Origin of the sequence: Cyanobium sp. Cruz CV13-4-11, from assembly GCF_024346055.1 — a bacterium.
GTDB lineage: Bacteria > Cyanobacteriota > Cyanobacteriia > PCC-6307 > Cyanobiaceae > Cyanobium.
Genome location: NZ_JAGQCH010000016.1, coordinates 53047 through 77860 on the forward strand (window position 1 = coordinate 53047; position 24814 = coordinate 77860).

Below are 24814 nucleotides of genomic sequence, written 5' to 3' on the forward strand. Positions count from 1 at the left end.
CTCAGGCGCTGAGGGCGTCGCTTGGATCCGGGCTCAGCACCACCGGCAGGGCGGCCGGCCGAGGCTGGGGGGCCTCGGCCCGCTGCAGCAGCTTCACCACCTGGGGGTCGGCCGTTTCGCCGGTGAGGGTGCCGTCTTCGCCGGGGCCGCAGGCGCTGAGGGCCTCCTGCAGCAGGGAATCGAAGGTGGAGCCGGGCAGCCGGTGGCGGGCCAGTTCCAGGAAGGCGCGGGAAAGGGATTCGCCTGCGGCCGCCCGCAGGGCAGGGTTGGAGCGCCGCAATTCCTGCTCCTGGGCGATCGAGTTGAGGAACCGCTGGGTGATGTCCCGTTTGGTGGTGGCCCGGATACGGGTGTCCTGGTCGGCCTCGCTGAGGAAGGTCTGGGCCTCCACTTCCTGCAGGCGGCGGTTGAGGCTGTCGAGGACGTCCTGGGCTTCCCTATTGATATGGGTGAGCTGGCCGTCGGACAGGCGCGGCAGGTCGGCCACATAGACCTTGCCGTGGTCCCGCAGGGTCAGGAAGGTCGGCCGCTGGCCACCGGTGCCCTCGCGCTGCTGGACCATGGGGGCGCCGTCGCGCAGGCGGGGGCGCGGCTGCTGGGGGCGCTGGGGCGGCATCGGGCCTGCGGAACTGCGGCGGCGGGTGATGCGTCTGGACGTATCGAACATTGGGCAGCGAAATCTATTGAACGTCTTGGGAGCGTGAGGGGCCTGGTCAAGGCGGGAATGACGCCAACGACCTTAGGTATAGGGGTGGATCAGGGCCGCCGTCGTCTCAGCGCGGCAATCCGGCCAGGGGGTGTTCCCCCGGTTCGCCCGCCGCGATGCTGCCGAGTTCCCAGGCCTGATGGCCCGAGGAACGGCAGAGGTCGATGATGCCAGCAGAGGCCGCCGGTGGCACCACCAGGCAGAAACCGACTCCCAGGTTGAAGGTGTTCCACAGGTCGGCCTCCGGCACCTGGCCCCGCTCCTGCAGCCAGCGGAACAGGGGCGGACGCTCCCAGCTGCCGGGGTCGACCACCGCATGAACCCCCGCCGGCAGGCAGCGGGGCAGGTTCTCCGGCAAGCCGCCGCCGGTGATGTGGGCCATGGCGTGGAGCGGCAGCCCCGATCGGCGCAGGCCCTTCACCAGCGAGGCATAAAGAAGTGTCGGGGTCAGCAGGGCGTCGATCAGCCCCTGGCCGGTGGCCGGCAGCGGCGTGTCGGCGTCGACGGCCTCGGCCTCCAGGATGCGCCGCACCAGGCTGAAGCCATTGCTGTGGACACCGCTGCTGGCCACGGCGACGATCCGGTCGCCCGCGGCCACCCTGGCGCCGTCGATCCGCTCGTCCTCCTCCACCACCGCCACGCAGAACCCGGCCAGGTCGTAGCGGCCGGCGCCGTAGAAGCCGGGCATCTCGGCGGTTTCGCCGCCCAGCAGGGCGCAGCCGCTCTGGCGGCACCCGTCGGCGATGCCCTCCACCACCTCGGCCATGGCCTCGGGGCCGAGCTTGCCGGTGGCGATGTAATCCAGGAAGAAGAGGGGCTCGGCGCCACTGGTGATCACGTCGTTGACGCACATGGCCACCAGGTCGATGCCCACCCCGTGGTGGCCGCCATGGGCCTGGGCGAGCTCGAGCTTGGTGCCCACCCCGTCGGTGCCGGCCACCAGCAGGGGGCGTTTCATTCCGTCCGGCAGGCGGCAGAGCCCGCCGAAGCCCCCCAGTCCCCCGATGACCTCCGGCCGCCGGGTGGTCTCGACACTGGTTCTGATGCGTTCCACGAAGGCGCGGCCAGCGGCGACGTCCACGCCGGCAGAGCGGTAGTCCATGGGCCAAGGGTCAGCGCTGCACCGATCCTGCATCGGCATGGGGCCGCGGGGGGCGCCTGGAGGGCTCTGGGTGTGGACGATTGACCGATTGGCCCACATTTCCATCGTCTGGACTTATGCCATCGATCAAATTCACTGATGGTTCGCTAGCGCCGGTGGGCCAGTCAGGCCAGTGGACGCCTGGAAGGGTGGTAAAGATGAAGAAAACTGATCGGTCCTGTGGCCTGTCTGCAGTGCATTTGGGGCCTGCGCAGTTCGGATAGTTTTCCGGAGTCGTCATTTTTTCTTAGGAATTCGCCAGGCCATTTCGGCCGCGTTCGACTCAGTCACCACCGCTTCAGGTCTGGTTGTCGTCAACGCCCGAATGCAGTCATCAGGAACGTCGTTCCTCGATTTCTTGCTCAGCCAGTGTCTTCCGCTTGTCATGCGAGTCACTCAACTCCTGGGCGCTGCCGCCCTCCTCTTCACCAGCAGCATCGCTCCGGCCCAGGCCGGCTCCCTTCCTGCCCAGCAGGCCCCTGGGAGTTCCGTTGCCATCCGCCCCGCTGACTTTCCCTCCACCTGGGATCGTTTCGTCGAAGAGATCCGCACCGTACCCACAGCGAGCAATCTGATCGCCTCCGCCGGTCGTGTCACCACCGGTCAGGCCAGCTGGTACGGACCCGGTTTCTTCGGCAACCGCACCGCCAGTGGAGAGGTGCTCCGCCCCGGCAGCCTCACCGCCGCCCACCGCACCCTGCCTTTCGGCACCAAGGTGCGCGTCACCAACCTCTGGAACGGACGTTCCGCCGTTGTGCGCATCAATGACCGTGGTCCGTTCCACGGCAGTCGCGTGATCGACCTGGCCCACGGAGCTGCCCAGGAACTGGGCCTCACCGCCAGCGGCGTTGCCCAGGTGAAGCTCGAAGTGCTCCCCTGACACGTCCAGGCGGCTCGGTCCGTCCTGTGTCTCTCCAGCCCATCCGCCAATCTGGCGGGTGGGCTTTCTTTCTGTGCCGGTGCAACTGCTTCAGACCCTGGCCGAACTGAGTGACTGGCGCCGTGAACAGGCCGGGCGGCCGCTCCACTTCGTCCCCACCATGGGCAGCCTGCATCGCGGCCACCGGCAGTTGCTGCGCCGGGCCTGCGCAGCCGTGCCTGCCGGCCGGCCCGTTGTGCTGCTCAGCGTGTTCGTCAACCCGCTCCAGTTCGGACCGGCTGAAGATTTCGACCGTTATCCCAGGGATCTGACCGCCGATGCTGCTCTGGGGGAGGCAGCCGGTGCCGAGGCCCTGTTTGCCCCATCGGTGCAGGAGTTGTTTCCCGGCGGTGAGGCCCAGCTCACCGCCGTGGTTCCCCCGGCCGCCCTGCGCCAGACCCTGTGCGGTCCCGGTCGGCCCGGCCATTTCGAGGGTGTGGCCACCGTGGTCTGCCGGCTGCTGGCCCTGGTGCGGCCCGATCGGCTTCTGCTCGGGGAGAAAGACTGGCAGCAGCTCACGATTCTTCGCCGCGTGGTGGCCGACCTGGCCGTGCCGGTGGCGGTGCAGGGCTGCGCCACCGTGCGGGAGGCCGATGGGCTCGCCTGCAGTTCCCGCCATCGTTACCTCAGCGCCAGCGATCGCGATCGGGCGGCGGCCCTGCCGGCGGCCCTGGGGGCGGCGCTGACGCTCTGGCGCGACGGCACCGCCAGCGCGGCGCTGCTCTCCGCTTCGGTCCGCCGCGACCTGGAGGCGGCGGGCCTGGCCGTGGAGTACGTGCAGCTCGTGCAGCCCTCTACCCTGAGCCCGATGACCGCCACCGCTGGTGGCCTGTCGCTGCTGGCCGCGGCCGCCTGTTGCGGCAGCACGCGATTGATTGACCATGTCTTCCTGATGAACCGCCCGCCGATCGTCGCCATCGATGGCCCCGCCGGGGCGGGCAAGAGCACCGTCACCCGGGCCTTCGCCCGCCGCCTCGGCCTCCTCTATCTCGACACCGGCGCCATGTACCGGGCCCTCACCTGGTGGGTGCTGCACCGGGGTGTGGACCCGGCCGATGCCGCCGCCATCGCCCCCCTGCTCGACGACCTCGATCTGCAGCTGGAGAGCGACACCGGCGGGGAGCAGCGGGTGCGGGTGAATGGCCACGAGGTGAGCGAGGCGATCCGGGCCCCCGAGGTCACCGCTGCGGTGTCCGCCGTGGCGGCCCATGCCTGCGTGCGGGCGGCCCTCACCGGGCAGCAGCGGGCCATGGGGCAGCGGGGCGGTCTGGTGGCGGAAGGGCGCGACATCGGCACCGCCGTCTTCCCGGAGGCGGAGTGCAAGGTGTTCCTCACCGCCACGGTGGCGGAGCGTGCCCGCCGGCGGGCAGCGGATCTGGCCCAGCGCGGCTTCACCGTGCCGCCCCTGGCGGACCTGGAAGCCCAGATCGCCGAGCGGGATCACCTGGATTCCAGCCGGGTCGAGGCCCCCCTGCGGCAGGCGGCCGATGCGGTGGAGCTGGTCACCGACGGCCTGGGCATCGACGCCGTGATCCAGCGACTGGTGGATCTGTTCCGCGAGCGGGTGCCGGAGGACGCCTGGCCTGGCCCTGGGTCCCCCTAGCTCCCCGCCCGTTTGGCCGTCAGGGTCTCGAGCAGGCCCCCGCAGGCGTCCTCCAGCAGGTCGAGCACCCGATCGAAGCCCTCCTCACCGCCGTAGTAGGGATCGGGTACTTCTTCGATGCTGTGGCGGCTGCAGTACCGGGTGATGGGGGTGATCTGGGCGGAGGCCCCTGGCCCGGCCAGGCCCCGCACCGCCTTCAGGTTCTGCCGGTCCATGGTCAGCACGTGGTCGAACCGGCCCAGGTCGTCCGCTGTGATCTGGCGGGCCCGGCTGGGCAGGACGATCCCCCGCCGGGCGGCGGCGCTGCGCATGCGCGCGTCGGCGGGCCGGCCCACGTGCCAGTCGCCGGTGCCGGCGGAATCCACCCGGAAGGCGTGCTCCAGGCCCTGGAGGGCGATGAAATGCAGGAACACGCCTTCGGCGGCCGGGGAGCGGCAGATGTTGCCAAGGCAGACGAACAGGAGGCTGGTGGGCTGCGCCATGGCGAGGGGTGCCGCGGGGGGGTCTTCCGGGGTGGTCATTGGTTGTTCAGTCGCTTGAGGGCCACCCCGGCCCGCAGCTGCACCACCAGCGTGTCCTCCCGTTCGGGATCCTGGAGCTGCTCCAGGCTCGCCTCGGCCCGATCCCTGTGGGGATGGGCCCGGGGCAGGGGCAAGGCCAGGCCCTCGAGGCCCACGGCCACGGCGTAGCGCACGACCCACTCGCCATCCCCGCGGCCGCCCTCGAGGGCCCCCAGGCAGCGCTCACGCACCTGCTGCCGTTCCGCCTCGGCCAGGGTCTCCAGCCGCAGGGTCCCCAGCCCCCTGGCGGCGGCCCGCCGCACGCTGGGGCCGACGTCCGTGGCCAGGGCGTCCTCAAGCACGTCCAGCCCGCGGGTGTCGCCGATCCCCGCCAGGGCCCGCACGGCCCAGGCCCGGGCGCCGTAGTTGTGGGCATCGAGATTGGCCAGCAGGGGACCCACGGCCGCCGGACCCAGGGCGATCAACCCATCCACGGCGGCCACGGCGGCTCCCGGATTGTTGAAGCCCAGCACCTGCACCAGCTGGGGCACGGTGGCCAGGCGGTCGTCGCAGGCGATCAGCCGGCGGGTGGCCACCACCAGCTCCTCAGCGCTGCCGGCCTGCTCGAAGGCCCGGATCCGATCGGCCGCGAGCCTGGAATCTCCGCTTGCGGCTGTCATCAGAGCAGGGCGTCCATCGCCATCAGCACGGCCTCATCATCGCTGTCCGCCCCACGGCCGTTGCCGTGCTCCACCAGGCCCCGCAGGGCGATCAGCTTGAGGCTGTTCTCGGCCAAGGTGCGCTGGATCGGGACCAGGGCCGGACGCCACCCCACCGCCCCCAGATCCATCAGGGCGGCCCTACGCACCTGCAGCTGGGGGTGTTGCAGCAACTGGAGCAACTCGTCGGCCCAGGCCGTCTCCCCGGTGAGCTGCAGCAGGGCCCGGCAGGCGGCACTGCGCACCAGGGGGCGCCCATGGCCGGTGAAGGGCTTGATCACAGCCAGGATCTCCGGTTCGGCCACACCGATCGTCCCCAGGGCCTCCAGCATCGCTTCGCAGGGTTCCTGCAGCCGGGGGCTGTCGCTGCGGTGGGCACCGGCGACGTCGGGCCCGCTGGCCAGGCGGCGGGTCAGGAGCGGCACCGCTGCCGTGGCCCGCAGCTCACCGAGGGAACGGGCCGCGGCCTCCCGCAGGCCGTCGTCGTCGTCGTCGAGCACCACCAGCAACTCGCTCACCGCCCGCCCATCGGCGATCTTGCCCAGGGCCCGGGCGGCATTGCGGGCCACGGCGTTGTGTTCCACCCCGGCGCCCACGTCCCGTGGCTGGCGCTGGCGCAGGGCCGCCAGCAGCAGGGGCACGGCCTCCGGATGCCGGCTGCGCATGCGACCCAGCCACCAGGCCGCGTAGTACTGACGAGACTGGTCGTCCGTCTGGCGCAACTGCTCCAGGGCTTCGGCTTCACTGATCGGCTCACCGTCACCGGCCATGGGCGTGCAGAGGTGGGAAGAAGGAACCAGGGGAATGCTGCCACCCCCGCGGCCCGGGGGATTCAGCCAAAAAAAAGGTCCCGTAAGGGACCCAGAGGAATCGAAGAGCGAAGCGACTCAAACGAGGGCGCTGATGGCGTAATCGATGTAGTTGTTGGCGATGACGCCGGCGTCGCCGGAGACACCGTGGTTGGCCTTGATGTAGGTCAGGGCTTCCACGTACCAAGAGGGGGAGAGTTCGAAGGTGCGGTTGATCTCGTCGAGACCAGCCACGAGGTACTCATCCATGGGGCCGGTGCCACCAGCCACGAGGCAGTAGGTGACCATGCGGAGGTAGTAGCCGATGTCACGGGCACACTTGGCCTTGCCGCGGGCGTCGGAGGCGTAGTTGCTCCCCTGCATCTGGGTGGTGTAGGGGAACTTGTTGTAGACGGCCTGGGCGGCGCCGTTCACCAGGGAGTCGGCGTTGGCGGTGAGGGCCTTGGCAGCTTCCAGGGCGTTCTTGGCGCGCTCGAAGCGACCGAAGGCGGCGTTGAGCTCGGTGTTGGACAGGAAGCGGCCCTGGGAATCAGCGGCTGCGACGGCCTCGGTGAGGGGAGTCTTCATGAGAAGGGGGTTGGATGGGAAGGTGAACCGAACGATGAAGCGCGATCAGGCGACAGCAGCTGCTGCGCGATCGAAGTAGGTGCCGATTTCGGACATCAGGGAGGCGCAGTCGCCCTGGGTGATGCCGTTGCGATCGTTGGCGATGGCGATGGCGGCGTCCTTCATCTTGCGGATGCCTTCGGCCACGGAAGCGCCGGGGACGCCGAGGGCCAGGTAGGTCTCGCGGAGGCCGTTGAGGCAACGGTCTTCCAGGACGGAAGCGTCACCGGTGAAGATGGCGTAGGTGACGTAGCGGAGAACGATCTCCATGTCGCGCAGGCAGGCAGCCATGCGGCGATGGGTGTAAGCGTTGCCGCCGGGGGCGATCAGGGCGGGCTGTTGATCGAACAGCTCGCGGGCCGCGTTGGTGACGATCTTGGAAGCGTTGGAGGTGATGCGGTTCACGGAATCCATACGCTTGTTGCTCTCGGCAACCATCGACGCCAGGGCGTCGATCTGACCAGCGTTGAGGAATTCGCCGCGGGCATCAGCCTGAGCAACGACCTTGGTGAAGGCGTCGAACATTGAGTTAGCTCCTGTTCTCGACGTCGAACGTCGGGCTTTGGGTGGGTAAGGGGGTGGGAACGCCAAGGACGTTCACCTGTGCTGGGCACGGGCCTATTGTCAGAAAGAATCGCCCCAGGATCCGTTTGGTTTACAAAGGGACATCCGTCATGGCTCGATTTCTCTGGCTGACTGCAGTCGTAGGGCCGTTGGGTACGCCATTGTCCCTCTCATCTGTGCCTTCCTGAACAGTCGACCCGTCGCTGTCCTGGCGCGCATGCATGCAGACGACCCATGAAAAACCCCCTTCGGCGTGATGCCGAGGGGGTGAAGTCGTGGAGGAGAAACCAGCGACCTAACGGTCAGTTCACCGGGCTCACGCTGGCGACCCGGCCACCCTGACGGTGGATCATCTGCTGGGCCTCCAGCAGTTTGTCAAAGGGCACGAAGCGAACGGTGTTGCTGCGCTTGTGCAGGCGGTACTCGCTCAGTCCGGTGACTTCGATGCGATACACCTTGGCCTTCTGGCCGATTCCCTTGGCCATCTTGGTGATCGATTCATTGGCCACCCGGCTGGGCTGGTAAGCCGATCCCTTGGCGTTGGGGCTCACCACCGGAACGGCGCGGTCCTGGTGCAGGGCGTTGCCGAGTCGGAAGTTGGTGCCGGCGGTATCCCCTTTCACCGAAGCGGCCGCGCCCCGGGCCAGTTGCATCAGCCAGGAGAACTGCCGACCCTGCTGGCCGGCTGAGTAGTCCCAACCGGTCAGATAGGGGACAACTTCTTCCCCGAAGCGCTCCTGATATTCAGCACTATCGATGTAGGAATCGATCTCGGCTTCCACACCCTCTTCCTGCAGGATGGTGAAGTGATGCAGCATCTCCGCTTTGTTCTGGGGAGCGCGGCCCAGCAGATGCTTGAAGTTCAGCTCGATGAAATGATAGGGATTGCAATTCTCGAAGAACTTCGATCGGTACAGACCACTCTTGGCCACCGCACGCACGAACTCGCGCACACTCAGATAGCCGTTCCGGAACAGGGACTCGGCACCCTCGAGGCGCTCGCTCTCCATGATGTATTGCCGACCGAGCACCTGCTGATAGACCGTGCGGATGATGGTGGTCTTGTCCTGATCGGACGCATTCGACCAGTTTTCCTTGTTGCGGTCGTTCGCGAAGCGTTCGATGCCCAGATAGGGCGCATTGACGAGGGTCATGGATGGCGGGCCAGAAAGGGGGAGGACTGCACGCGTACGGTGCACCGCTCTGAGCTTATGAGGAAGTCAGCACAGGATTTCGCCAAACGGTTCGAACGTTACAGCGCCCGATCCCAGGCGGTCCTCCGCGAGGCGAATCGGGCCAAAAAAAAGGGTCCCGGAAGGGACCCAGAGGAATCGAAGAGCGAAGCGACTCAAACGAGGGCGCTGATGGCGTAATCGATGTAGTTGTTGGCGATGACGCCGGCGTCGCCGGAGACACCGTGGTTGGCCTTGATGTAGGTCAGGGCTTCCACGTACCAAGAGGGGGAGAGTTCGAAGGTGCGGTTGATCTCGTCGAGACCAGCCACGAGGTACTCATCCATGGGGCCGGTGCCACCAGCCACGAGGCAGTAGGTGACCATGCGGAGGTAGTAGCCGATGTCACGGGCACACTTGGCCTTGCCGCGGGCGTCGGAGGCGTAGTTGCTCCCCTGCATCTGGGTGGTGTAGGGGAACTTGTTGTAGACGGCCTGGGCGGCGCCGTTCACCAGGGAGTCGGCGTTGGCGGTGAGGGCCTTGGCAGCTTCCAGGGCGTTCTTGGCGCGCTCGAAGCGACCGAAGGCGGCGTTGAGCTCGGTGTTGGACAGGAAGCGGCCCTGGGAATCAGCGGCTGCGACGGCCTCGGTGAGGGGAGTCTTCATGAGAAGGGGGTTGGATGGGAAGGTGAACCGAACGATGAAGCGCGATCAGGCGACAGCAGCTGCTGCGCGATCGAAGTAGGTGCCGATTTCGGACATCAGGGAGGCGCAGTCGCCCTGGGTGATGCCGTTGCGATCGTTGGCGATGGCGATGGCGGCGTCCTTCATCTTGCGGATGCCTTCGGCCACGGAAGCGCCGGGGACGCCGAGGGCCAGGTAGGTCTCGCGGAGGCCGTTGAGGCAACGGTCTTCCAGGACGGAAGCGTCACCGGTGAAGATGGCGTAGGTGACGTAGCGGAGAACGATCTCCATGTCGCGCAGGCAGGCAGCCATGCGGCGATGGGTGTAAGCGTTGCCGCCGGGGGCGATCAGGGCGGGCTGTTGATCGAACAGCTCGCGGGCCGCGTTGGTGACGATCTTGGAAGCGTTGGAGGTGATGCGGTTCACGGAATCCATACGCTTGTTGCTCTCGGCAACCATCGACGCCAGGGCGTCGATCTGACCAGCGTTGAGGAATTCGCCGCGGGCATCAGCCTGAGCAACGACCTTGGTGAAGGCGTCGAACATTGAGTTAGCTCCTGTTCTCGACGTCGAACGTCGGGCTTTGGGTGGGTAAGGGGGGTGAGTCTGGTGCGTCAGCCCGGTGGTGGCCTGGCCGACGTCGACTGCGTCGTTGCTTTCGATGATCGCCTGGCCTGGGCCGGGCATCGCTCCGAAAGACCTACCCATTGTTGGTGACGACACCCGGTGGATGGGAGCGACTTCATAAATGGTCACCACCGCCAGGATCCGCACGGCCGCAGTGGGTCTGGCCCACTCTCCGGCCGCTGGCGTTCAGCCTGGACGGTCCATCCGGCGGATGGGTGTACGGCGCGCCGTTCCGAGCCTCGAATCAGAGCCTCAAACCTGGCCCATGAAAAAGGGCCCCCACGGAGGGGACCCCATCAAAGCGTCGGACCGAGGAATGGCTTCAGCCTTCGGCCTTTGCCTTGCCCTTGCGGGGGGCCGGCGCTTCAGAGCCAGTGCCACCGCCGGTCACCGAGACACTGACGATCTTGCCGCCCATGGCGTGGACCAGGCGCATGGTCTCGTTCATGCGGGTGAACGGCACGTTCATGACCATGTCCGCCGTGCGGGAATAGTCGTTGTTGTTGACGCCGGTGACGGTGAACGCCACCTGGCGGGAACTGTTGAGGCCGGTGCCTCGGGTACCTGCGGAAACCTTCATGGATTCGGTGGGGTAGGGGGAAAGGGCTGGACGGGAAACCCGGTTCAGTTGACCGGGGTGATGCTGGCGATGCGGCCGCCTTCCCGGAGGATCTGCTGCTGGGTCTGCAGCAGCTTGTTGAAGGGGATGAAGCGCACCCGGTTGCTGCGCTTGTGCAGGCGGTAGTTGTTGAAGCCGGAGATCTCCACCCGGAAGGTGCGGCCCTCTTCGCCGGCTCCCACGCCCTGCCGTGTGAGGCCATCGGTGCTGACCTTGCGGAACACGCTGCCGCGGGCGTTGGGGCTCACCACCGGCATGGGGGCTTCCGCATGCACGGAGGGATTCAGGCGGGACTGGTTCTTGAGCAGGTCGCCCCGCACCGAGGCGCCCACGCCCCGGGTGAGCTGGAGCATGTAGGAGAACTGCAGGCCCTGCTGGCCGGAGGAATAGTCCCAGCCGTGCAGGTAGGGCACCACCTCTTCGCCGAAGCGGTTCTGGTACTCGGCGCTGTCGATGTAGGAATCGATCTCGGCGTCGTAGCCCTGCTCCTGCAGGATCGTGAAGTGGTGCAGCATCTCGGCCTTGTTCTGGGGAGCCCGGCCCAGGAGATGCTTGAAGTTCAGCTCAATGAAGCGGTAGGGATTGCAGTTCTCGAAGAACTTGGCCTTGTAAAGGCCGCTTTTGGCCACCTGCCGGACGAACTCCCTCACGCTGAGATAGCCGCGCTTGAACAGGGACTCCGGTCCCGTGAGCCGCTCGCTGGCCATCACGTACTGGTTACCGAGCACCTGCTTGTAAACGGCGCGGATCAGGGCGGCCTTGTCGTTTTCGGTGGCGTTTGTCCAGTTTTCCTTGTTGCGGTCGCTGGAGAAACGCTCGATGCCCAGATAGGCAGCGTTGGCAAGTGTCATGAGCGTGGGGGCCGGAGGGAGAAGCGTTGGTTAGGAGGTCGGAGGGCAGGGCGAGTGGCCACTGCGCGGTCGGCAGACGCCTTCGAGGACGGCTGCAGCAAACGTCCCGATCATGGGCTGCAAGGCGGATCCTATGGGCCTGTCCGCTCGCCACGACAGGGTTTTCAGAATCGTTACAAACCCCCCGACCGGGGCTGCCTGCCCGACCCCGTCAGCCCCCGGCGTTGTGCCCCCTGGCGGACTGGCCCCACGCCGATACCATCCGGCCATCATCCCGGTGCCGTCATGACTGCTGTTGTGCCCCTGTCCGAGGACGCCTCCCTACGGCTCGCGGACCAGTTGCAGGTCCTCTCCCAGGTCGCCGAAGCGCTCACTTACCGCCTGTTGGAGCTCGAGGAACGGCTGGAGGGCCATGACGAGCGGATCGGCGAGCGTCTGCAGGAGGTCGCCGGCCTCGAAGCGGCCCATGGGGTGGCCATGGATCAGCGGCTGGGCGACACCGAAGAGCGACTGGCCAGGATCGAGGCGGCGCTTCGCGGTCTGGATCGCAACGGGGGGTCCCGCCATCTGCAGGCGGTGCAGCCGCCGGCGCTGCAGCAGGAGCTGCCCGGCTCCCATAAGGAGGAGGAAAGCTTCGATCTGGGCCCGGAGGAGATCGACCCCTTCCTCGACGAGGGGGAGCAGCCCTTCATGGACGAACTGATCGCCGGCTGAAGGCCCGGGACGCCTCCCAGGCTTAAGCCGTCAGTTCTCGAGCCAGGCCGGGGGGATGTCGCCGCTGTAGTCGTGGGTGCGCTCGAATTCGAACGGCCCGGCCAGCGATCCCCACAGCTGCTCATGGGTCGCCGGATCGTGGCCCCGATCGATGGTGCGCATGCCCCGGGGGTCGATCTCGAAGCTGCTGACCAGATAGGCGAGGCTGCCCTTGCGTTCCACAAGGCAACGGCAACCGGGCTCCACTTCGCCACTGAAACCTTCGCCCACCTCCCGCACCACATAGGTGCAGCCTTCCAGGGGCAGCAGGTCGGCGTCGCCAATGGTCTGGCGTCGCCCTTCGTCTTCGATGGCACCCCAGAAACGCTGTTCGTCGCGCAGGGCCTGGTTGTGGATGATCAGCGCGCCGTCGCGCTGTTCGGCCCGGAGCACCCGAATCCGGTAAGGAGTGCCTGGGGTGATGGCGTAGGTCTGCTCGAGGAGCAGCGAACCCGGCGCCAGCTGGGGCAGCGGCCGGAACTTGACCAGGATGTGGGCGTAGATGGGCGGGTTGTCGAAGGCCTGGGCCTGGTTGCTGAAGCCAGCGCTCAGCTGCTGGATGAGGCGGGCGAGGGAGCTGCTCATGGGGCGCAACCTAGAGGTCGAGCAGGCGGATCCGGAAGGCGCCCACCTGGCGGGCCGTGGCCGGATCGCCCTGGGCGAAGGGGTGGTCGGCCACGGAGCCGAGGATGGCCTCGAGCTTTTCCGCAGCCGACAGACCGTGGGACGGATCCTGGCGGCTGTGGGCCTGCCAGGCTTCATCAAACGCCTGGGCAAAGCTGTCGGCGTTGTTGAAGATCTGGCTGGATGTCGAAGGCGGCTGGGGCATGGTGATGGGCTGCAGCGCAGTCCGCACGCAATGCCAGGACCCAGATTTGAACTGGGGACACGGCGATTTTCAGTCGCCTGCTCTACCAACTGAGCTATCCCGGCCCGTCGCCGAAGCGACACTCGGATCTTAGATCACGGCCCGCTGCGGGATCGGGACCGTGGGGTGCGGGCCAGGCAGAGCATCCCCACCACCGGCCAGCCGAGCGTTTCCAGGGCCAGGGCGGCGTTGCACCCGGTGGCACCGCTGGTGAGGATGTCATCGACGATCAGGACCGGCCGTCCCGTGGCTTCGCCAGGGCGGGGACCGCGGCGGCAGTGGAAGGCACCGTCCTGGTTGGCCAGGCGCATGGCTCGCTTCAGGTGATGCTGGCCAAGCACCGGCCGCGACCGTTCCAGCAGGTTGTCGTGGCGATAGCCCAGCTGGCGGACGAGCTGGCGGCACACCAGGGCGGGCAGGGGGTTGCCGCGCCGTTTCCAGCTCGGCACCGGCACCAGCAGCGGCCGCCGCCGCCACTGGGGCAGCCCCTCCGCCAGCACCCGGACCAGGGCGGCGATCCGGGACTCCTCAGGCCGCTGTCGCAACCCGAGCAATACCCGTCGCAGCTCTCCGTCGTAGGACCCGGCCGCCCACCACAGCAGGGGCTCGTTGCCCCGCTGGCCCCCGGCCGGCAGGGGGAGCTGGCGGCGGCAGGTGGGGCAGGGGGTGCCGGCGCCGTGCTGAGGCGGCTGCAGGCCGCGACACAGGGGGCAGGGGGTGGCGGCGATCCAGTCGAGGGGCAGCCGTCCCAGGCGGGCGAGGAGGGTCAGGGGTCTGGCGCCGCACTGGGCGGCGCAGTCGCTGCTTCAAGCTTTCCCGGGGAGCGACCGCAGCATGGCCACCAGGGTGCGGTGGGCGTCCTCGCTGTCGCTGAGAGTGTGGTCGAAGGGCACCTCCACGGGGGCACCATCCACCTCGAGGCGCATCGCCTCGGGCTCCACGGCCACCATCCGGGCCTCCTGGGCCTCGGTGCAGCCGCCGTAGTGGCGGGCATAGGCCAGGACGGCCTCTGCGTGGTCGTCGTTCATGTGCTTGCAGATGCGGTCGCTCACCGCGGTGGTGAGGGGGTCGGCGGCCATGGGGTGGAAGCGGATGGGGGGATTCTGCGCTCAGGCGCCGGCGAACCGCTGCCAGAGCAGCAGGCCCAGCCGCACTCCGCTGAACCCCACAAAGCCGGCCAGCACGATGAACAGCGCGATGGAGACGATCGAACTGAGGCGTTCGTTCATGGCCGTAGGGGTGGGGATTCGATCTCCATCCTGAAGCTGGCCCTGGCCAGCAGGGCCATGCCCAGGGCCGCCGTGCGTTTCGGTCGGTTCAGCACCGGGATCCCCAGGGCGCGCGTCCGCAGGGCCCGCCACTGGCTGTTGCGGGCGCCGCCACCGACGCTGATCACCCGCTGCAGGGCCGGTGCCCCCAGCTGCCGCAGCCGTTGCCAGCCCGTCGCCTCAATGGCGGTGAGGCCCTCGAGCAGGGCCTGCAGGTAGCGGACATCGCTGACGGGCCTCGGTTCCAGGATCGGCTTCAGCTCCGGGTCGTCCACGGGAAAACGTTCACCTTTGCGGCTCAGGGGGAGCAGCTTCAGCCCCGTCGGGCGGTCTGGAGTGATCTGGCGGCTCAGCTCCGCGATCCGTTCGTCGTCGAAGAAGTGGCGTAGCACTGCGGCGCCTGCGTTGGAGGCCCCCCCCGCCAGCCAGCGGCCGGCCACCCGGTGGTTGCTGAGACCGACGCCGGTCAGGGGCGCCGCCACGAACTGTTTCAGCACCAGGGTGGTGCCCAGCACGGCGATGCCATCACTGGCCTGGGGGTCGGCGGCCAGCACGGCGGCATTGGCATCGGTGCTGCCGGCCACCACCTGGCAGTCCCCGGGCAGGCCCAGGCACGCCGCCGCCGCAGGGGCGAGCGGGCCCAGCAAGCTGCCGCTGGAGCGGATCTGAGGCAGCGTCTCGACGCCCAGGCCTGACGCCACACCGGCGAGCCAGGTTCCCTGCTCCAGGTCCCAGCCCAGGCGCACGTTGTTGCCCTCCTCGCCCCAGCGCCAGTCGTCCAGCAACCAGCCGATCAGCCAGTCGGCCTGGTGGCGCAGCACCAGGCCCGGAGCAAGGCCCGCCTCCCTGGCCAGGGCCAGCAGGCGCAGGGCCCGGGCCAGGCTGCCGCTGGGGCTGGCGGCCGGATGGCTGGGGACGCCGGCGGACGCCTGCCCCAGAAGCGCCGCGATGGCCCCGGACTGTTCCGTGCAGGCCAGGTGGTAGGGCAGGGCCTGGTCCAGGGGCGGCGGCAGCAGGCGGCCATCGGCCCCGCAGGCCAGCAGGGTGCCGGAGGTGCCATCGATGGCGATGGCACGGGCCCGGCGGCGGAGCGCTTCGGGAACGGTGGCCAGCAGCGCGATCAGCCCCTGCCGCCAGGCACCCGGCTCTTCCAGCCGACCGGGGTAGGGGGACTGCCGACTCAGCAGCGGGTCGTCCGGCTGGCCGCCGGCGGCACCGGCTTCCGCCAGAACGGCCAGGCGCAGGCCGCTGCTGCCGAGGTCAACCCCCAGAAACAGCGCTGACACGGCTCGCCGTGGCCTGCTTCAGGGTGGCGGCGATGGCGGTCACGTCCTCCCAGGGAAGGTCGAGGTCCTTGCGGCCGAAGTGGCCGTAGGCCGCCACGTCCTGGTAGAAGCGGCCGCCCCGCTGCTGGGGCAGTTCCCGCAGGCCGAAGGCCTCGATGATCGCGCCGGGCCGCAGGTCGAAATGCTCCTGCACCAGGGCGGTGAGGTCGGCATTGTCGAGGGCTCCGGTGCCGAAGCTCTCCACCAAAATGCTCACGGGCCGGGCCACGCCGATGGCGTAGCTGAGCTGCACTTCGGCCTTGTGGGCAAGACCTGCCGCCACAAGCGACTTGGCCACGTAGCGGGCCGCGTAGGCGGCGGAGCGGTCGACCTTGGTGGGGTCCTTGCCGGAGAAGGCGCCGCCGCCGTGGCGGGCATAGCCGCCGTAGGTGTCCACGATGATCTTGCGCCCGGTCAGTCCGGCGTCGCCCTGGGGGCCGCCCACGACGAACTTGCCGGTGGGGTTCACGTAGAAGCGGGTGCCCTCCTTGGAGGGCTGGAGGGACAGATCGGCCGTGGCGGGCAGCACCACATGCGTCCAGAGGTCGTCCTTGATGCGCTGCTGCACCGCCTTCTCATCGCTGAGGCCCGCCACTTCAGCGGTGTGCTGGGTGGAGATGAGGATCGTGTCGATCGCCACGGGACGGTTGTCCTCGTACTCCACGCTCACCTGGGTCTTGCCGTCGGGGAGCAGGTAGCCGAGGCTGCCGTCGTGGCGCACCTGGGCCAGCCGGAGGGCCAGCCGGTGGGCCAGGCTGATGGGCAGGGGCATCAGCTCCGGGGTTTCGTCGCAGGCGTAGCCGAACATGATTCCCTGGTCGCCGGCGCCCACCTTGTCGAGGGGGTCGCCGGCGTGGTCGTCGGCCTCATCCACGCCCTGGGCGATGTCCGGCGACTGTTGATCGAGGGCGATCAGCACGGCGCAGCTCCTGGCATCGAAGCCACCGGCGCGGGCACCGCTGTAGCCGATCTGTTCGATCACGCCCCGCACCAGGGTGTTGAAGTCGACCTGCGCGTTGGTGGTGACTTCCCCCGTGATCAGGCAGAGGCCGGTGTTGACCACGGTCTCGCAGGCCACCCGGCTGGCGGGGTCCTGGGCCAGCAGGGCGTCGAGCACGGCATCGCTAACCTGGTCGCAGATTTTGTCGGGGTGGCCTTCCGTCACCGATTCCGAGGTGAAGACGAAACGGCTCATAGGGGGGTGGCATCAATCAATGGGTGAGCTTATTCCCAACGGTTGGCCGGGCCCCGCCAGGGATGGACGGACCAGCCAGCGGCAATGTGACTTCAGCTACAACAGCAAGCTCTTTCCAGTGATCCAGCTGCAGGAAGGAGTCATCCAGATCCACCGGCCGCCGCCAGCCGGCCCGGTAGCCCAGCACCACCGGCACCCCGGCGGCACGGGCCATGCGCAGGTCGCTGTTGGCGTCGCCGATCAGGGCGCAGCTCTCCACGGCCACGCCCAGTTCGGCGCACAGGCCATGGACGGCGGCGGGGTCAGGCTTGCGGGGCTGGTGTTCCGCGCTCCAGATGGCCTGCACGTAGGACACCAGATCATGGGCGGCCAGGAACGCTTCGATGCCATCGATATGGTCGTTGCTGATCACGGCACAGCGAACCCCCGCCAGCCGCAGGGACTCCAGCAACGGGCGCAGGCCGGCGGTGGGGGCTGGCCGCTGCTCGCTTCCCTGGCCGTGCAGGGCGTCGGTGCGGGCGAAGACGGCTTCGGCCATGGCCAGGGCTTCGGGCCAGCCCAGGCCCACCTGCACGAGGGTGGTGGCGGTGGCCACCAGGTTCTGGTCGCGGCTGGCCACCGCCATGGTGCCGGCGGGATGGACGCCTTCAGAAGCAAGGCCGTAGGCGCGGTGGAGCAGGTCGCCCAGGTCGCGGTGCCGCTCCGGGTCGTCGGTGGCCAGATCGGCGAGGGCCAGACAGTGAAAGACCCTGGCCTGGGCCAGGGCCACGAGCATGGGCTCGCTGTGGCTGATGGTGCCGTCCTTGTCAAACAGCACCGCCTCCAGTTGACGATCCCCGCAGGGAAGGGGTAGGCCCCGCAACGACAGAAGCACCATCGTCAGAGGGCCGCAGCCAGGGGGTTCATTCGAGCGAGACGCCCATGGGCTCGTTGTCCTCCGCCTGCTCCAGCAGCATCTGCTTGTAGCGGGCGGCCATTTCCTCAGCCTTGTCGAACACCTTCTGGGGATCGCTCAGCATGTCGCCGGGTTCCGGCTCGAGGGCCTTGGTGGACAGCGAGATCCGGCCCCTCTCGGCGTCGAGATCGATGATCATCACCTTCATCTGATCGTTGACATTGAGCACCGTGTGGGGCGTCTCGATGTGCTCGTGGCTGATCTCGGAGATGTGTAGCAGGCCGCTGACACCACCGATGTCGATGAAGGCGCCGTAGGGCTTGATGCCCCGAACGGTTCCCAGCACCACTTCGCCCACTTCGAGGCGATTCATCTTGCGCTCCACCAGGGCGCGGCGATGGCTGAGCACCAGGCGGTTGCGCTCTTCGTCCACCTCGAGGAACTTGAGGGGGAGGAAGTCGGCCACGAGCTCCTCCTTGGCCTTGCGGGTGCTGATGTGGCTGCCGGGGATGAAGCCCCGCAGGCCCTCCACCCGCACCAGCGCGCCGCCGCGGTTGGTGGCGAACACTTCGCTGTAGATGGTGGCGTCTTCCTTCTGCAGCTGTCGCACCCGCTCCCAGGCACGCTGGTACTCGATGCGGCGCACCGAAAGGGTGAGCTGGCCGTCCTCGTTCTCCTCGCTGAGGATGAAGAATTCGCGTACTTCTCCGGGCTCGAGCACGTCGGAGAGATGCTCGACCCGGTTGATGGAAACCTCCTGGAGAGGCATGAAGGCGGCGGTCTTGGCGCCGATGTCGATCATGGCGCCCTTTGATTCAAGGGCGAACACGGTGCCGTTGACGACGTCACCCGGCTTGAAGTTGTAGTCGTACTTGCTGAGCAGAGCCGCGAACTCGTCCAGCGTGAAGCCCACACCGTCGCCGTCCCGAGCGCTGACCCTGCTGCTGGAGTCGTCGGCGCTGGGCACCTCTTCCGGGATCGCCAGATCGAGTTCCGCTGTGATCTCGATGTCGGCGGCCTCCTCGCTGCTGATCGGCGTGAGGGCCTCGAGGGTGTCGGCTTCGGAAGAAGGAGTGAGGGTCATGGAGCTGGGGCGGTCTGCCGGTGGCAGTGCGAAGGAACGGGGTGACTGCCCGCCTGCAGCGCACACCCGATCGATCACTCTATCAATGGGCCGGCAGGCCAGCCTTTCAACGGGCTGGAACCGGCCTCAGCCGACCACCACCAGGCGGTTCTTGGTCTTGCCCCGGTTCCCCAGGCCTTCCAGGGTGGCCACAAAATCGCTGACGCCCTGGAACTGGCGGTAGACGGAGGCGAAGCGCACGTAGGCGACTTCGCTCATCTCCCGCAGGCGCTGCAGCACCAGTTCCCCGATCTCGTTGCTGCTCACCTCGCGGCCGGCCCGCTGCTGCAGCACCAGTTCGATGTCGTCGACGACGGCCTCCAGCCGGGAGGGTTCGAGGCCTGTTTTCTCGCAGGCCCTCAGCAGACCATGCAGCAGTTTGCTGCGGTTGAAGGTTTCCCTGCTGCCGTTGCGCTTGACCACGGTGATCGGGACAGTCTCGACCCGTTCGTAGGTGGTGAAGCGAAAATCACAGTTGAGGCACTCCCTGCGTCGCCGCACACTGCGTCCGGAATCGGCGGCCCTTGATTCCAGAACACGGCTATCGGTGTGTTGGCAGGAGGGACATTGCATCCCTGGGCACGCTTCCAAGTGTTTGGAGTGTAAACAGCTACGCGCACAAAGAGAAGGGCTTGCCTTCAAGGTGGGGGCCTAGGCAAGAAAAAACCCCTGGTTGCCCAGGGGTTGAATCAATCTGGAAGCGTGGTCACTTGCCGATTTTCGGGGGATCGCGGAAGGCGATCGCGAAAAAGAGCGTGGAAATGGCCAGGGCCAGGATCAGGATGTAGGCGAAGCTCTCCATGGGAATCCTCGGGGGGGCTGGCGGTCAGCTGAGGGGGGAGCCGGCCGGGGGCACGAAGCCCTCGGGCAGGCGTCGGGTGGAACGGTCGCCCAGCTTGGCGAACAGACCGAATTCCACCTGCTCACCGAGATCGGGGTCGATACCGGCGAAGACATCACGGTAGAGGGTGCGGGCACCGTGCCAGATGTGGCCGAAGAAGAAGAGCAGAGCGAAGCAGGCATGGCCGAAAGTGAACCAGCCGCGGGGGGAACTGCGGAAGGTGCCGTCGGAGTGGTAGGTCTCGCGGTCGAACTCGAAGGCCTCGCCGAGCTGGGCCTTGCGGGCCAGTCGCTTGACGTCGGCGGGATCGGTGAACGTCTGACCGTTGAGGGCACCGCCGTAGACGGTGGCCGTCACGCCCTGCTGTTCAAAGGAGTACTTCGCCTCGGCACGACGGAAGGGGATGTCGGCGCGGACGATGCCCTGCTGGTCCTGGAGGACCACCGGGAAGTTCTCGAAGAAGTTGGGCAGGCGACGGACTTCGAGGTCGTGGCCCTCCTTGTCGGTGAAGGAGATGTGCCCGATCCAGGAGGTGGGCAGGCCGTCACCGTTGATCATCGGGCCGACCCGGAACAGACCGCCTTTGGCGGGACTGTTGCCGACGTAGTCGAAGAAGGCCAGCTTCTCGGGAATAGCCGCGTAAGCCTCTTCCTTGGTGGCGCCGTTGTCCAGGGCCGTCTGGACGCGACGATTGATCTCCGTCTTGAAGTAGTTCTGATCCCACTGGTAGCGGGTGGGGCCGAACAGCTCCACGGGGGTGGCCGCTGAGCCATACCACATGGTTCCGGCCACGATGAAGGCCGCGAAGAACACCGCCGCGATGGCGCTGGCCAGCACCGTCTCGATGTTGCCCATGCGGAGCGCCTTGTAGAGGCGTTCCGGCGGTCGGGTGGTGATGTGGAAGATGCCGGCGATGATGCCCACGATGCCGGCGGCGATGTGGTGGGCCACGATCCCCCCAGGGTTGAAGGGGTTGAAGCCTTCAGGTCCCCAGGAGGGCTGTACCGCTTCGAGGTGGCCTGTGAGGCTGTACGGATCCGAGATCCACATCCCCGGTCCGAAGACCCCGGTGAGGTGGAAGGCGCCGAAGCCGAAGCAGCCCAGGCCCGCCAGCAGCAGGTGGATGCCGAAGATCTTGGGCAGGTCGAGAGCTGGCTCCCCGGAGCGGGGGTCCTGCCAGATCTCGAGATCCCAGTAGGTCCAGTGCCAGATGGCGGCCAGGAAAAGCAGGCCACTGAAGATGATGTGGGCGGCGGCCACGCCTTCGAAGCTCCAGAAGCCGGGGTCGACGCCGGTTTCACCGGTGACGCTCCAGCCCCCCCAGCTGCCTGTCACGCCCAGGCGGGCCATGAAGGGCATGACGAACATGCCCTGGCGCCACATGGGGTTGAGGACCGGGTCGGAGGGGTCGAAGATCGCGAGCTCGTAGAGCGCCATGGAGCCGGCCCAGCCGGCTACCAGGGCGGTGTGCATGAGGTGCACGGCCAGCAGTCGGCCCGGGTCGTTGATGACGACCGTGTGCACCCGGTACCAGGGCAATCCCATTGGGGGGTCAGGTCTGGGTTGACAGTTGCCGAAGCCGATCGCCGGGGCGAAGGCGGCTAAGGAGACGCTCGGTGATTACCGATCCGTGCTGGCGATGGTAAGGGTTGCGGGCAACGGCACGGGGCCCAGGTAACGGACCGCAACGGCGCGATTCACAATGGGAACCGTTCCGCCCCCCGTGAGGCTTCCGCCATGCCCATGATCCGCTTCGTGCGTGAGCAGCGTGACGTGGAGTGCTACCCGGGGGAGAATCTTCGGGAGGTGGCCCTGCGTGAAGGCATCGAGCTCTACGGCCTCAAGGGCCGCCTGGGCAACTGCGGCGGCTGCGGCCAGTGCATCACCTGCTTCGTCGAGGTGGTGGAGGGGGGCGCCGACAACGCCCTCAGCGAGCAGACCTCGGTGGAACTGCTGAAGCTCAAGCGGCGTCCCCAGACCTGGCGCCTGGCCTGTCAGGCCCTGGTGCAGAAATCGGTAATGGTGCTCACCAGGCCCCAGGTGGGACTCGGGGATCGGGAGGGAGAACTCAGTCGGGCCCGTTCCCTGCCCCTGCCGGAGGGCCCCACCGCCTGGCCCGAGCCCCCCGCCGCTCCAGAGGATGGGGAGTCCGAGGCGTCAGAGACGTCCCCCGAAGCAGCCGGGGCTCCATCCACAACGAGCGATGAAGGGGGCGTCCTTCCCGCCGATGGGCGGTGATACCTTCTCAGCACCTCTCCAGCAGTCATGGAAACCAACGACCTCGGCTTCGTTGCCAGCCTCCTGTTCGTTCTGGTTCCCGCCGTCTTCCTGATCATTCTCTACATCCAGACGAACAGCCGCCAGGGCGGCTGATTCTGGTTCAGCGCGCCCGCCCTTCCGGCTCCCGCACAAGCAGCACCGGGGCCGGGGCATGGACGCGGATGTAGTCGCTCACTGAGCTGCCCAGCAGCTTGTCGAGATCCACCAGCCCCCGGGCCACCAGCGGCCGACGGTCCTGGGAGGCGATCACCACCAGATCGGCCTTCACGTCCTCGGCGGTGCCGCAGACGCTCCGGGCGATGTCACCGGTGCGGTGCAGGCCCTTCATCTCCACCCCGAAGCTGCGGGCCCGCTGGATGGCCTTCAGCAGCACGTCATCGCCTGGGGTGCGCCCCCCCCGGGACGGGGTGATGTCCTGGCGGGACACGTGCACGCCCGTGAGGCTGCCGCCGGGGATCCCCTGCACCAGCTCACAGGCCAGCCGCAGGGCGTCATCGCCCACCCCGGTGCCGTCAATGGCCACCAGGACCCGGTTGATGGCCTTCACGTAGAGGTCGTCGCGGACCAGCAGCATGGGCCGGGTCGACAGCTGGAAGACGTACTGGCTGGTGCTGTTGCCCAGGATCGACTGCAGCCTCCCCAGGCCCCGCGATCCCATCACGATCAGATCGGCCTCCAGCTCATCGGCCACCTTCAGCACGGTCAGCTTGGTGTCGCCCTCGCGCACCACGGTGTTGACCTCGCCCGGTGTCAGACCGAGGCGCTCGATGGCCTCCTTCACCAGAATCTCGGCCTGCTGGCGATGGCTTTCCAGGCCGAGCCCCCCCTGCTCGGGAATCACGTGCAGCAGGTTGATCCGGGCCTGGCGGCAGGGAGGGATGTCGCGCAGGAGGCGGACCATCTCCTCGACATGGCCCTTACCGGAATCGGCGATCAGCAGGTTGCGGAACACGGACATCAACGTGGCTTGGGATCAGCCTATGGCTGATCCCTATTCCGCCATCCCCTGTGGTGAAGACCGTGATGCAGCGTTCAGACAAGGCCTGGTGGCGCCTGCAGCGGCGTGTGCTGCCCCAGCACACCGACCATGCCGGGGTCATGTGGCACGGGGCCTACCTGGCCTGGCTCGAGGAGGCGAGGGTTGAGGCCCTGGCCCAGGCCGGCCTGGCCTACAGCGCCCTCTCTGCCAGAGGGCTGGAGTTGCCGGTGGTGGGCCTGCGGATCGACTACCGCCAGGCCCTGCTCCATGGCGACGGCGTCGAGATCCGCAGCCAGGTGCTGCCGCGGCGGGGGGTGAAGCTGCCCTGGCACAGCCAATTCATGGGACCGGATGGGGCCGTGGCGGCGGAAGCCTCCGTTGATCTGGTGCTGGTGGATCTCTCCGGTGGCCCGTCGCAGCGCCGCCTGCTGCGGCGATTGCCCCAGGACCTGGAGCAGGCCCTGGCGATCCTGCGCTCCGGCCCGTCCGAAGCCGCCGTCCAGCCATAGTACGCTTGTACTGCTGTTCAGGCGGTGGGGCGCGGGCATGGGAGAGCTGGTGCAGGGGGCCTTCCCCCGCCGCGGGGCCCCGGTCTGGGATCGGCAGCAGCGCCTCTGGTGGCTGCTCTGGAGTCGATGCCCCGGCCTTGGCTGGCAGCGGCTGCGGGCCCTCGAGGCCGGCTGTGGCGGGCTGGCCGCCGCCTGGCAGGCAACCGCCGAGGAGCTGGCGGCCGTGCCGGGCCTGGGGCAGGGGCTGGTGGCCGCGGTGGAGCGGTTTCGCCGTCACTGGGGCCCCCGGCCCCTGGAGGCCTTTGCACCCCGGTGCCGCTTCGGCCGTGGGGTGCTGGTGCCCGGGGATCGGGCCTGGCCTGCGGGTCTGCGGCAGCTGCAGCGGCCACCCCTGCAGCTGTGCTGGCGGGGGCGGGGCAGCCTGTGGCCCCACCTGGGCCTGCGCCGCTCGGTGGCGGTGGTGGGCACCCGTCGTCCGTCCCTGCATGGCCTCTCGATGGCCCACGCCATCGGCGGCGCCCTGGCCGAGGCGGGCTGGCCTGTGCTGAGCGGTCTGGCCGAAGGCATCGACGGGGCCGCCCATGAAGGGTGTCTGGCGGCTGGGGGTGCCCCGGTGGGGGTGCTGGGCACACCGCTGGGCCGCGCCTACCCCCTGCACCACGCGGCGCTGCAGGGTGAGGTGGCCCGCAAGGGCCTGCTCGTGAGTGAGCTGGCCGAGGGCGGCAGCGTCCGGCCCGGCAGCTTCGCGGCTCGCAACCGCCTGCTGGTGGCCATGGCGGCCGCGGTGGTGGTGGTGGAGTGCCCGGTGGAGAGTGGGGCGCTGCATTCGGCCGAGCTGGCCTGGCAGCTGGAGATGCCGCTCTGGGTGGTGCCCGCCGATGCTGGCCGCGCCTCGGCCTTGGGCAGCAATCGTCTTCTGGCCAGGGGCGCCACTCCCCTGCTCATCCCCGCCGACCTGATCGGCCAGCTTGGCAGGGGGCCCCTGGCCCTGCGGCCCCCCGCAGACGCCCCTGCCCCCGCCTGGGGGCTCCGCAGGGCGGAGGCCGAGGGGCTGCTGGAGGCGGTGGGCGGTGGCGCCAGCCTCGAGCAGCTGAGCCTGGCTCTGGATCGCCCCATGGCCGAGCTGATGCCCTGGCTGCTGGAGCTGGAGCTGGCTGGGCTGTTGCGGGCCGAGGCCGGCCTCTGCTGGCGCCCCTGCTGAGGCCGCCACTGCCTCGATCGCCACTGCCTAGGAGCCTCTTGCGCATAGATCACCCAGC

At 68.1% G+C, this 24814-nt stretch carries 31 protein-coding genes and 1 tRNA gene; 7 read left to right on the forward strand and 25 right to left on the reverse strand.

All coding sequences use genetic code 11. The features are described from left to right. Nucleotide 1: 1 nt before the first annotated feature. Both KBZ12_RS12530 and purM read right to left on the reverse strand, forming a co-directional pair. The gene (locus KBZ12_RS12530) at nucleotides 2-667 is read right to left on the reverse strand and encodes a hypothetical protein (protein ID WP_254958314.1); all 666 of its coding nucleotides are present in this window, start codon (nucleotides 665-667) and stop codon (nucleotides 2-4) included. Nucleotides 668-773: 106 nt separating this feature from the next. After that, nucleotides 774-1808 carry a phosphoribosylformylglycinamidine cyclo-ligase gene (gene purM, locus KBZ12_RS12535; RefSeq protein ID WP_254958315.1) on the reverse strand — a complete coding sequence of 345 codons (1035 nt, stop codon included), beginning with the start codon at nucleotides 1806-1808 and terminating at the stop codon, nucleotides 774-776. A 424-nt stretch (nucleotides 1809-2232) separates the two neighbouring features. On the opposite strand from purM, the gene KBZ12_RS12540 reads away from it, so the two are divergent. Beyond that, the gene (locus tag KBZ12_RS12540; RefSeq protein WP_254958316.1) at nucleotides 2233-2727 is read left to right on the forward strand and encodes a septal ring lytic transglycosylase RlpA family protein; all 495 of its coding nucleotides are present in this window, start codon (nucleotides 2233-2235) and stop codon (nucleotides 2725-2727) included. A 58-nt stretch (nucleotides 2728-2785) separates the two neighbouring features. Then, on the forward strand, nucleotides 2786-4369 hold the full coding sequence (locus KBZ12_RS12545; protein ID WP_396101168.1) for a bifunctional pantoate--beta-alanine ligase/(d)CMP kinase: 1584 nt from the start codon (nucleotides 2786-2788) through the stop codon (nucleotides 4367-4369). Here KBZ12_RS12545 and KBZ12_RS12550 read toward each other — a convergent pair. The 10 genes from KBZ12_RS12550 to KBZ12_RS12595 all read right to left on the reverse strand — a co-directional run bounded on the left by KBZ12_RS12550 (nucleotide 4366) and on the right by KBZ12_RS12595 (nucleotide 11519). Further along, complete coding sequence (locus KBZ12_RS12550; RefSeq protein WP_254958317.1) at nucleotides 4366-4851, reverse strand: low molecular weight protein-tyrosine-phosphatase; 486 nt, start codon at nucleotides 4849-4851, stop codon at nucleotides 4366-4368. The two genes, KBZ12_RS12545 and KBZ12_RS12550, sit on opposite strands and share 4 nt — an antisense overlap. Nucleotides 4852-4886: 35 nt before the next feature. After that, entirely contained in the window at nucleotides 4887-5549 is a 663-nt protein-coding gene (locus KBZ12_RS12555) for a HEAT repeat domain-containing protein (RefSeq protein WP_254958318.1), read from the reverse strand. Next, on the reverse strand, nucleotides 5549-6358 hold the full coding sequence (locus KBZ12_RS12560) for a HEAT repeat domain-containing protein (RefSeq protein ID WP_254958319.1): 810 nt from the start codon (nucleotides 6356-6358) through the stop codon (nucleotides 5549-5551). Before KBZ12_RS12560 ends, KBZ12_RS12555 begins: the two co-directional genes overlap by 1 nt. Before the next feature lie 117 nt (nucleotides 6359-6475). Then, complete coding sequence (gene cpcA / locus KBZ12_RS12565) at nucleotides 6476-6964, reverse strand: phycocyanin subunit alpha (protein ID WP_015109240.1); 489 nt, start codon at nucleotides 6962-6964, stop codon at nucleotides 6476-6478. 45 nt (nucleotides 6965-7009) lie between these two features. Then, nucleotides 7010-7528 (reverse strand): phycocyanin subunit beta, encoded by a 519-nt coding sequence (locus KBZ12_RS12570; protein WP_254958320.1) that lies wholly within the window; start codon nucleotides 7526-7528, stop codon nucleotides 7010-7012. A 341-nt stretch (nucleotides 7529-7869) separates the two neighbouring features. Then, nucleotides 7870-8721, reverse strand: coding sequence for a phycobilisome rod-core linker polypeptide (locus KBZ12_RS12575; RefSeq protein WP_254958321.1), 852 nt, complete (start codon nucleotides 8719-8721; stop codon nucleotides 7870-7872). A 194-nt stretch (nucleotides 8722-8915) separates the two neighbouring features. Continuing rightward, nucleotides 8916-9404, reverse strand: a complete 489-nt coding sequence (cpcA, locus tag KBZ12_RS12580) for a phycocyanin subunit alpha (RefSeq protein WP_015109240.1) — start codon at nucleotides 9402-9404, stop codon at nucleotides 8916-8918. Between the two features lie 45 nt (nucleotides 9405-9449). Beyond that, on the reverse strand, nucleotides 9450-9968 hold the full coding sequence (locus KBZ12_RS12585; RefSeq protein WP_254958320.1) for a phycocyanin subunit beta: 519 nt from the start codon (nucleotides 9966-9968) through the stop codon (nucleotides 9450-9452). 403 nt (nucleotides 9969-10371) lie between these two features. After that, complete coding sequence (locus KBZ12_RS12590) at nucleotides 10372-10629, reverse strand: phycobilisome linker polypeptide (protein ID WP_015109238.1); 258 nt, start codon at nucleotides 10627-10629, stop codon at nucleotides 10372-10374. A 44-nt stretch (nucleotides 10630-10673) separates the two neighbouring features. Then, entirely contained in the window at nucleotides 10674-11519 is an 846-nt protein-coding gene (locus KBZ12_RS12595) for a phycobilisome rod-core linker polypeptide (protein WP_254958322.1), read from the reverse strand. 285 nt (nucleotides 11520-11804) lie between these two features. On the opposite strand from KBZ12_RS12595, the gene KBZ12_RS12600 reads away from it, so the two are divergent. Then, complete coding sequence (locus tag KBZ12_RS12600; RefSeq protein WP_254958323.1) at nucleotides 11805-12233, forward strand: hypothetical protein; 429 nt, start codon at nucleotides 11805-11807, stop codon at nucleotides 12231-12233. A gap of 30 nt (nucleotides 12234-12263) precedes the next feature. Here the strand turns inward: KBZ12_RS12600 and KBZ12_RS12605 are convergent, their stop codons facing one another. The 12 genes from KBZ12_RS12605 to psbB all read right to left on the reverse strand — a co-directional run bounded on the left by KBZ12_RS12605 (nucleotide 12264) and on the right by psbB (nucleotide 21332). Continuing rightward, the gene (locus KBZ12_RS12605; RefSeq protein ID WP_254958324.1) at nucleotides 12264-12857 is read right to left on the reverse strand and encodes a chromophore lyase CpcT/CpeT; all 594 of its coding nucleotides are present in this window, start codon (nucleotides 12855-12857) and stop codon (nucleotides 12264-12266) included. 10 nt (nucleotides 12858-12867) lie between these two features. Next, nucleotides 12868-13101, reverse strand: a complete 234-nt coding sequence (locus KBZ12_RS12610; RefSeq protein WP_254958325.1) for a hypothetical protein — start codon at nucleotides 13099-13101, stop codon at nucleotides 12868-12870. Nucleotides 13102-13132: 31 nt separating this feature from the next. After that, nucleotides 13133-13205 (reverse strand) — tRNA-Phe (locus tag KBZ12_RS12615). A gap of 30 nt (nucleotides 13206-13235) precedes the next feature. After that, nucleotides 13236-13685: a ComF family protein gene (locus KBZ12_RS12620; RefSeq protein WP_254958326.1), complete on the reverse strand. Its 450-nt coding sequence runs from the start codon at nucleotides 13683-13685 to the stop codon at nucleotides 13236-13238. Nucleotides 13686-13946: 261 nt separating this feature from the next. Continuing rightward, entirely contained in the window at nucleotides 13947-14219 is a 273-nt protein-coding gene (locus KBZ12_RS12625; protein ID WP_254958327.1) for a DUF2470 domain-containing protein, read from the reverse strand. 146 nt (nucleotides 14220-14365) lie between these two features. Further along, the gene (locus KBZ12_RS12630) at nucleotides 14366-15694 is read right to left on the reverse strand and encodes an FGGY-family carbohydrate kinase (RefSeq protein WP_254958328.1); all 1329 of its coding nucleotides are present in this window, start codon (nucleotides 15692-15694) and stop codon (nucleotides 14366-14368) included. Continuing rightward, the gene (gene metK, locus KBZ12_RS12635; protein ID WP_254958329.1) at nucleotides 15669-16928 is read right to left on the reverse strand and encodes a methionine adenosyltransferase; all 1260 of its coding nucleotides are present in this window, start codon (nucleotides 16926-16928) and stop codon (nucleotides 15669-15671) included. Before metK ends, KBZ12_RS12630 begins: the two co-directional genes overlap by 26 nt. A gap of 16 nt (nucleotides 16929-16944) precedes the next feature. Continuing rightward, nucleotides 16945-17805 (reverse strand): HAD family hydrolase, encoded by an 861-nt coding sequence (locus KBZ12_RS12640; RefSeq protein ID WP_254958330.1) that lies wholly within the window; start codon nucleotides 17803-17805, stop codon nucleotides 16945-16947. A gap of 25 nt (nucleotides 17806-17830) precedes the next feature. Next, nucleotides 17831-18907: a 30S ribosomal protein S1 gene (locus KBZ12_RS12645; protein WP_254958331.1), complete on the reverse strand. Its 1077-nt coding sequence runs from the start codon at nucleotides 18905-18907 to the stop codon at nucleotides 17831-17833. 126 nt (nucleotides 18908-19033) lie between these two features. Further along, entirely contained in the window at nucleotides 19034-19519 is a 486-nt protein-coding gene (gene nrdR / locus KBZ12_RS12650) for a transcriptional regulator NrdR (protein WP_254958332.1), read from the reverse strand. A 133-nt stretch (nucleotides 19520-19652) separates the two neighbouring features. Further along, the gene (locus KBZ12_RS12655) at nucleotides 19653-19748 is read right to left on the reverse strand and encodes a photosystem II reaction center protein T (protein ID WP_010314684.1); all 96 of its coding nucleotides are present in this window, start codon (nucleotides 19746-19748) and stop codon (nucleotides 19653-19655) included. Between the two features lie 24 nt (nucleotides 19749-19772). Beyond that, nucleotides 19773-21332, reverse strand: coding sequence for a photosystem II chlorophyll-binding protein CP47 (psbB, locus tag KBZ12_RS12660; RefSeq protein ID WP_254958333.1), 1560 nt, complete (start codon nucleotides 21330-21332; stop codon nucleotides 19773-19775). 192 nt (nucleotides 21333-21524) lie between these two features. Between psbB and KBZ12_RS12665 the strand changes: the two genes are divergently transcribed. Both KBZ12_RS12665 and psbM read left to right on the forward strand, forming a co-directional pair. Next, entirely contained in the window at nucleotides 21525-22025 is a 501-nt protein-coding gene (locus KBZ12_RS12665; protein ID WP_254958334.1) for a 2Fe-2S iron-sulfur cluster-binding protein, read from the forward strand. Nucleotides 22026-22052: 27 nt separating this feature from the next. Then, entirely contained in the window at nucleotides 22053-22160 is a 108-nt protein-coding gene (psbM, locus tag KBZ12_RS12670; RefSeq protein ID WP_015109223.1) for a photosystem II reaction center protein PsbM, read from the forward strand. Between the two features lie 7 nt (nucleotides 22161-22167). On the opposite strand, the gene KBZ12_RS12675 is transcribed toward psbM, so the two are convergent. Continuing rightward, nucleotides 22168-23019 carry a universal stress protein gene (locus KBZ12_RS12675; RefSeq protein ID WP_254958357.1) on the reverse strand — a complete coding sequence of 284 codons (852 nt, stop codon included), beginning with the start codon at nucleotides 23017-23019 and terminating at the stop codon, nucleotides 22168-22170. A 71-nt stretch (nucleotides 23020-23090) separates the two neighbouring features. Between KBZ12_RS12675 and KBZ12_RS12680 the strand changes: the two genes are divergently transcribed. Next, complete coding sequence (locus tag KBZ12_RS12680) at nucleotides 23091-23555, forward strand: acyl-CoA thioesterase (protein WP_254958335.1); 465 nt, start codon at nucleotides 23091-23093, stop codon at nucleotides 23553-23555. A gap of 37 nt (nucleotides 23556-23592) precedes the next feature. Continuing rightward, nucleotides 23593-24756: a DNA-processing protein DprA gene (locus tag KBZ12_RS12685; protein WP_254958336.1), complete on the forward strand. Its 1164-nt coding sequence runs from the start codon at nucleotides 23593-23595 to the stop codon at nucleotides 24754-24756. The last annotated feature ends 58 nt before the right edge of the window (nucleotides 24757-24814 follow it).

Coding starts and splice junctions, on each gene's coding strand:
- KBZ12_RS12530 (WP_254958314.1), bottom strand. CDS start 667: ATGTTCGATACGTCCAGACGCATCACCCGCCGCCGCAGTTCCGCAGGC.
- purM (WP_254958315.1), bottom strand. CDS start 1,808: ATGGACTACCGCTCTGCCGGCGTGGACGTCGCCGCTGGCCGCGCCTTC.
- KBZ12_RS12540 (WP_254958316.1), top strand. CDS start 2,233: ATGCGAGTCACTCAACTCCTGGGCGCTGCCGCCCTCCTCTTCACCAGC.
- KBZ12_RS12550 (WP_254958317.1), bottom strand. CDS start 4,851: ATGGCGCAGCCCACCAGCCTCCTGTTCGTCTGCCTTGGCAACATCTGC.
- KBZ12_RS12555 (WP_254958318.1), bottom strand. CDS start 5,549: ATGACAGCCGCAAGCGGAGATTCCAGGCTCGCGGCCGATCGGATCCGG.
- KBZ12_RS12560 (WP_254958319.1), bottom strand. CDS start 6,358: ATGGCCGGTGACGGTGAGCCGATCAGTGAAGCCGAAGCCCTGGAGCAG.
- cpcA (WP_015109240.1), bottom strand. CDS start 6,964: ATGAAGACTCCCCTCACCGAGGCCGTCGCAGCCGCTGATTCCCAGGGC.
- KBZ12_RS12570 (WP_254958320.1), bottom strand. CDS start 7,528: ATGTTCGACGCCTTCACCAAGGTCGTTGCTCAGGCTGATGCCCGCGGC.
- KBZ12_RS12575 (WP_254958321.1), bottom strand. CDS start 8,721: ATGACCCTCGTCAATGCGCCCTATCTGGGCATCGAACGCTTCGCGAAC.
- cpcA (WP_015109240.1), bottom strand. CDS start 9,404: ATGAAGACTCCCCTCACCGAGGCCGTCGCAGCCGCTGATTCCCAGGGC.
- KBZ12_RS12585 (WP_254958320.1), bottom strand. CDS start 9,968: ATGTTCGACGCCTTCACCAAGGTCGTTGCTCAGGCTGATGCCCGCGGC.
- KBZ12_RS12590 (WP_015109238.1), bottom strand. CDS start 10,629: ATGAAGGTTTCCGCAGGTACCCGAGGCACCGGCCTCAACAGTTCCCGC.
- KBZ12_RS12595 (WP_254958322.1), bottom strand. CDS start 11,519: ATGACACTTGCCAACGCTGCCTATCTGGGCATCGAGCGTTTCTCCAGC.
- KBZ12_RS12600 (WP_254958323.1), top strand. CDS start 11,805: ATGACTGCTGTTGTGCCCCTGTCCGAGGACGCCTCCCTACGGCTCGCG.
- KBZ12_RS12605 (WP_254958324.1), bottom strand. CDS start 12,857: ATGAGCAGCTCCCTCGCCCGCCTCATCCAGCAGCTGAGCGCTGGCTTC.
- KBZ12_RS12610 (WP_254958325.1), bottom strand. CDS start 13,101: ATGCCCCAGCCGCCTTCGACATCCAGCCAGATCTTCAACAACGCCGAC.
- KBZ12_RS12625 (WP_254958327.1), bottom strand. CDS start 14,219: ATGGCCGCCGACCCCCTCACCACCGCGGTGAGCGACCGCATCTGCAAG.
- metK (WP_254958329.1), bottom strand. CDS start 16,928: ATGAGCCGTTTCGTCTTCACCTCGGAATCGGTGACGGAAGGCCACCCC.
- KBZ12_RS12640 (WP_254958330.1), bottom strand. CDS start 17,805: ATGGTGCTTCTGTCGTTGCGGGGCCTACCCCTTCCCTGCGGGGATCGT.
- KBZ12_RS12645 (WP_254958331.1), bottom strand. CDS start 18,907: ATGACCCTCACTCCTTCTTCCGAAGCCGACACCCTCGAGGCCCTCACG.
- nrdR (WP_254958332.1), bottom strand. CDS start 19,519: ATGCAATGTCCCTCCTGCCAACACACCGATAGCCGTGTTCTGGAATCA.
- KBZ12_RS12655 (WP_010314684.1), bottom strand. CDS start 19,748: ATGGAGAGCTTCGCCTACATCCTGATCCTGGCCCTGGCCATTTCCACG.
- psbB (WP_254958333.1), bottom strand. CDS start 21,332: ATGGGATTGCCCTGGTACCGGGTGCACACGGTCGTCATCAACGACCCG.
- KBZ12_RS12665 (WP_254958334.1), top strand. CDS start 21,525: ATGCCCATGATCCGCTTCGTGCGTGAGCAGCGTGACGTGGAGTGCTAC.
- psbM (WP_015109223.1), top strand. CDS start 22,053: ATGGAAACCAACGACCTCGGCTTCGTTGCCAGCCTCCTGTTCGTTCTG.
- KBZ12_RS12680 (WP_254958335.1), top strand. CDS start 23,091: ATGCAGCGTTCAGACAAGGCCTGGTGGCGCCTGCAGCGGCGTGTGCTG.
- KBZ12_RS12685 (WP_254958336.1), top strand. CDS start 23,593: ATGGGAGAGCTGGTGCAGGGGGCCTTCCCCCGCCGCGGGGCCCCGGTC.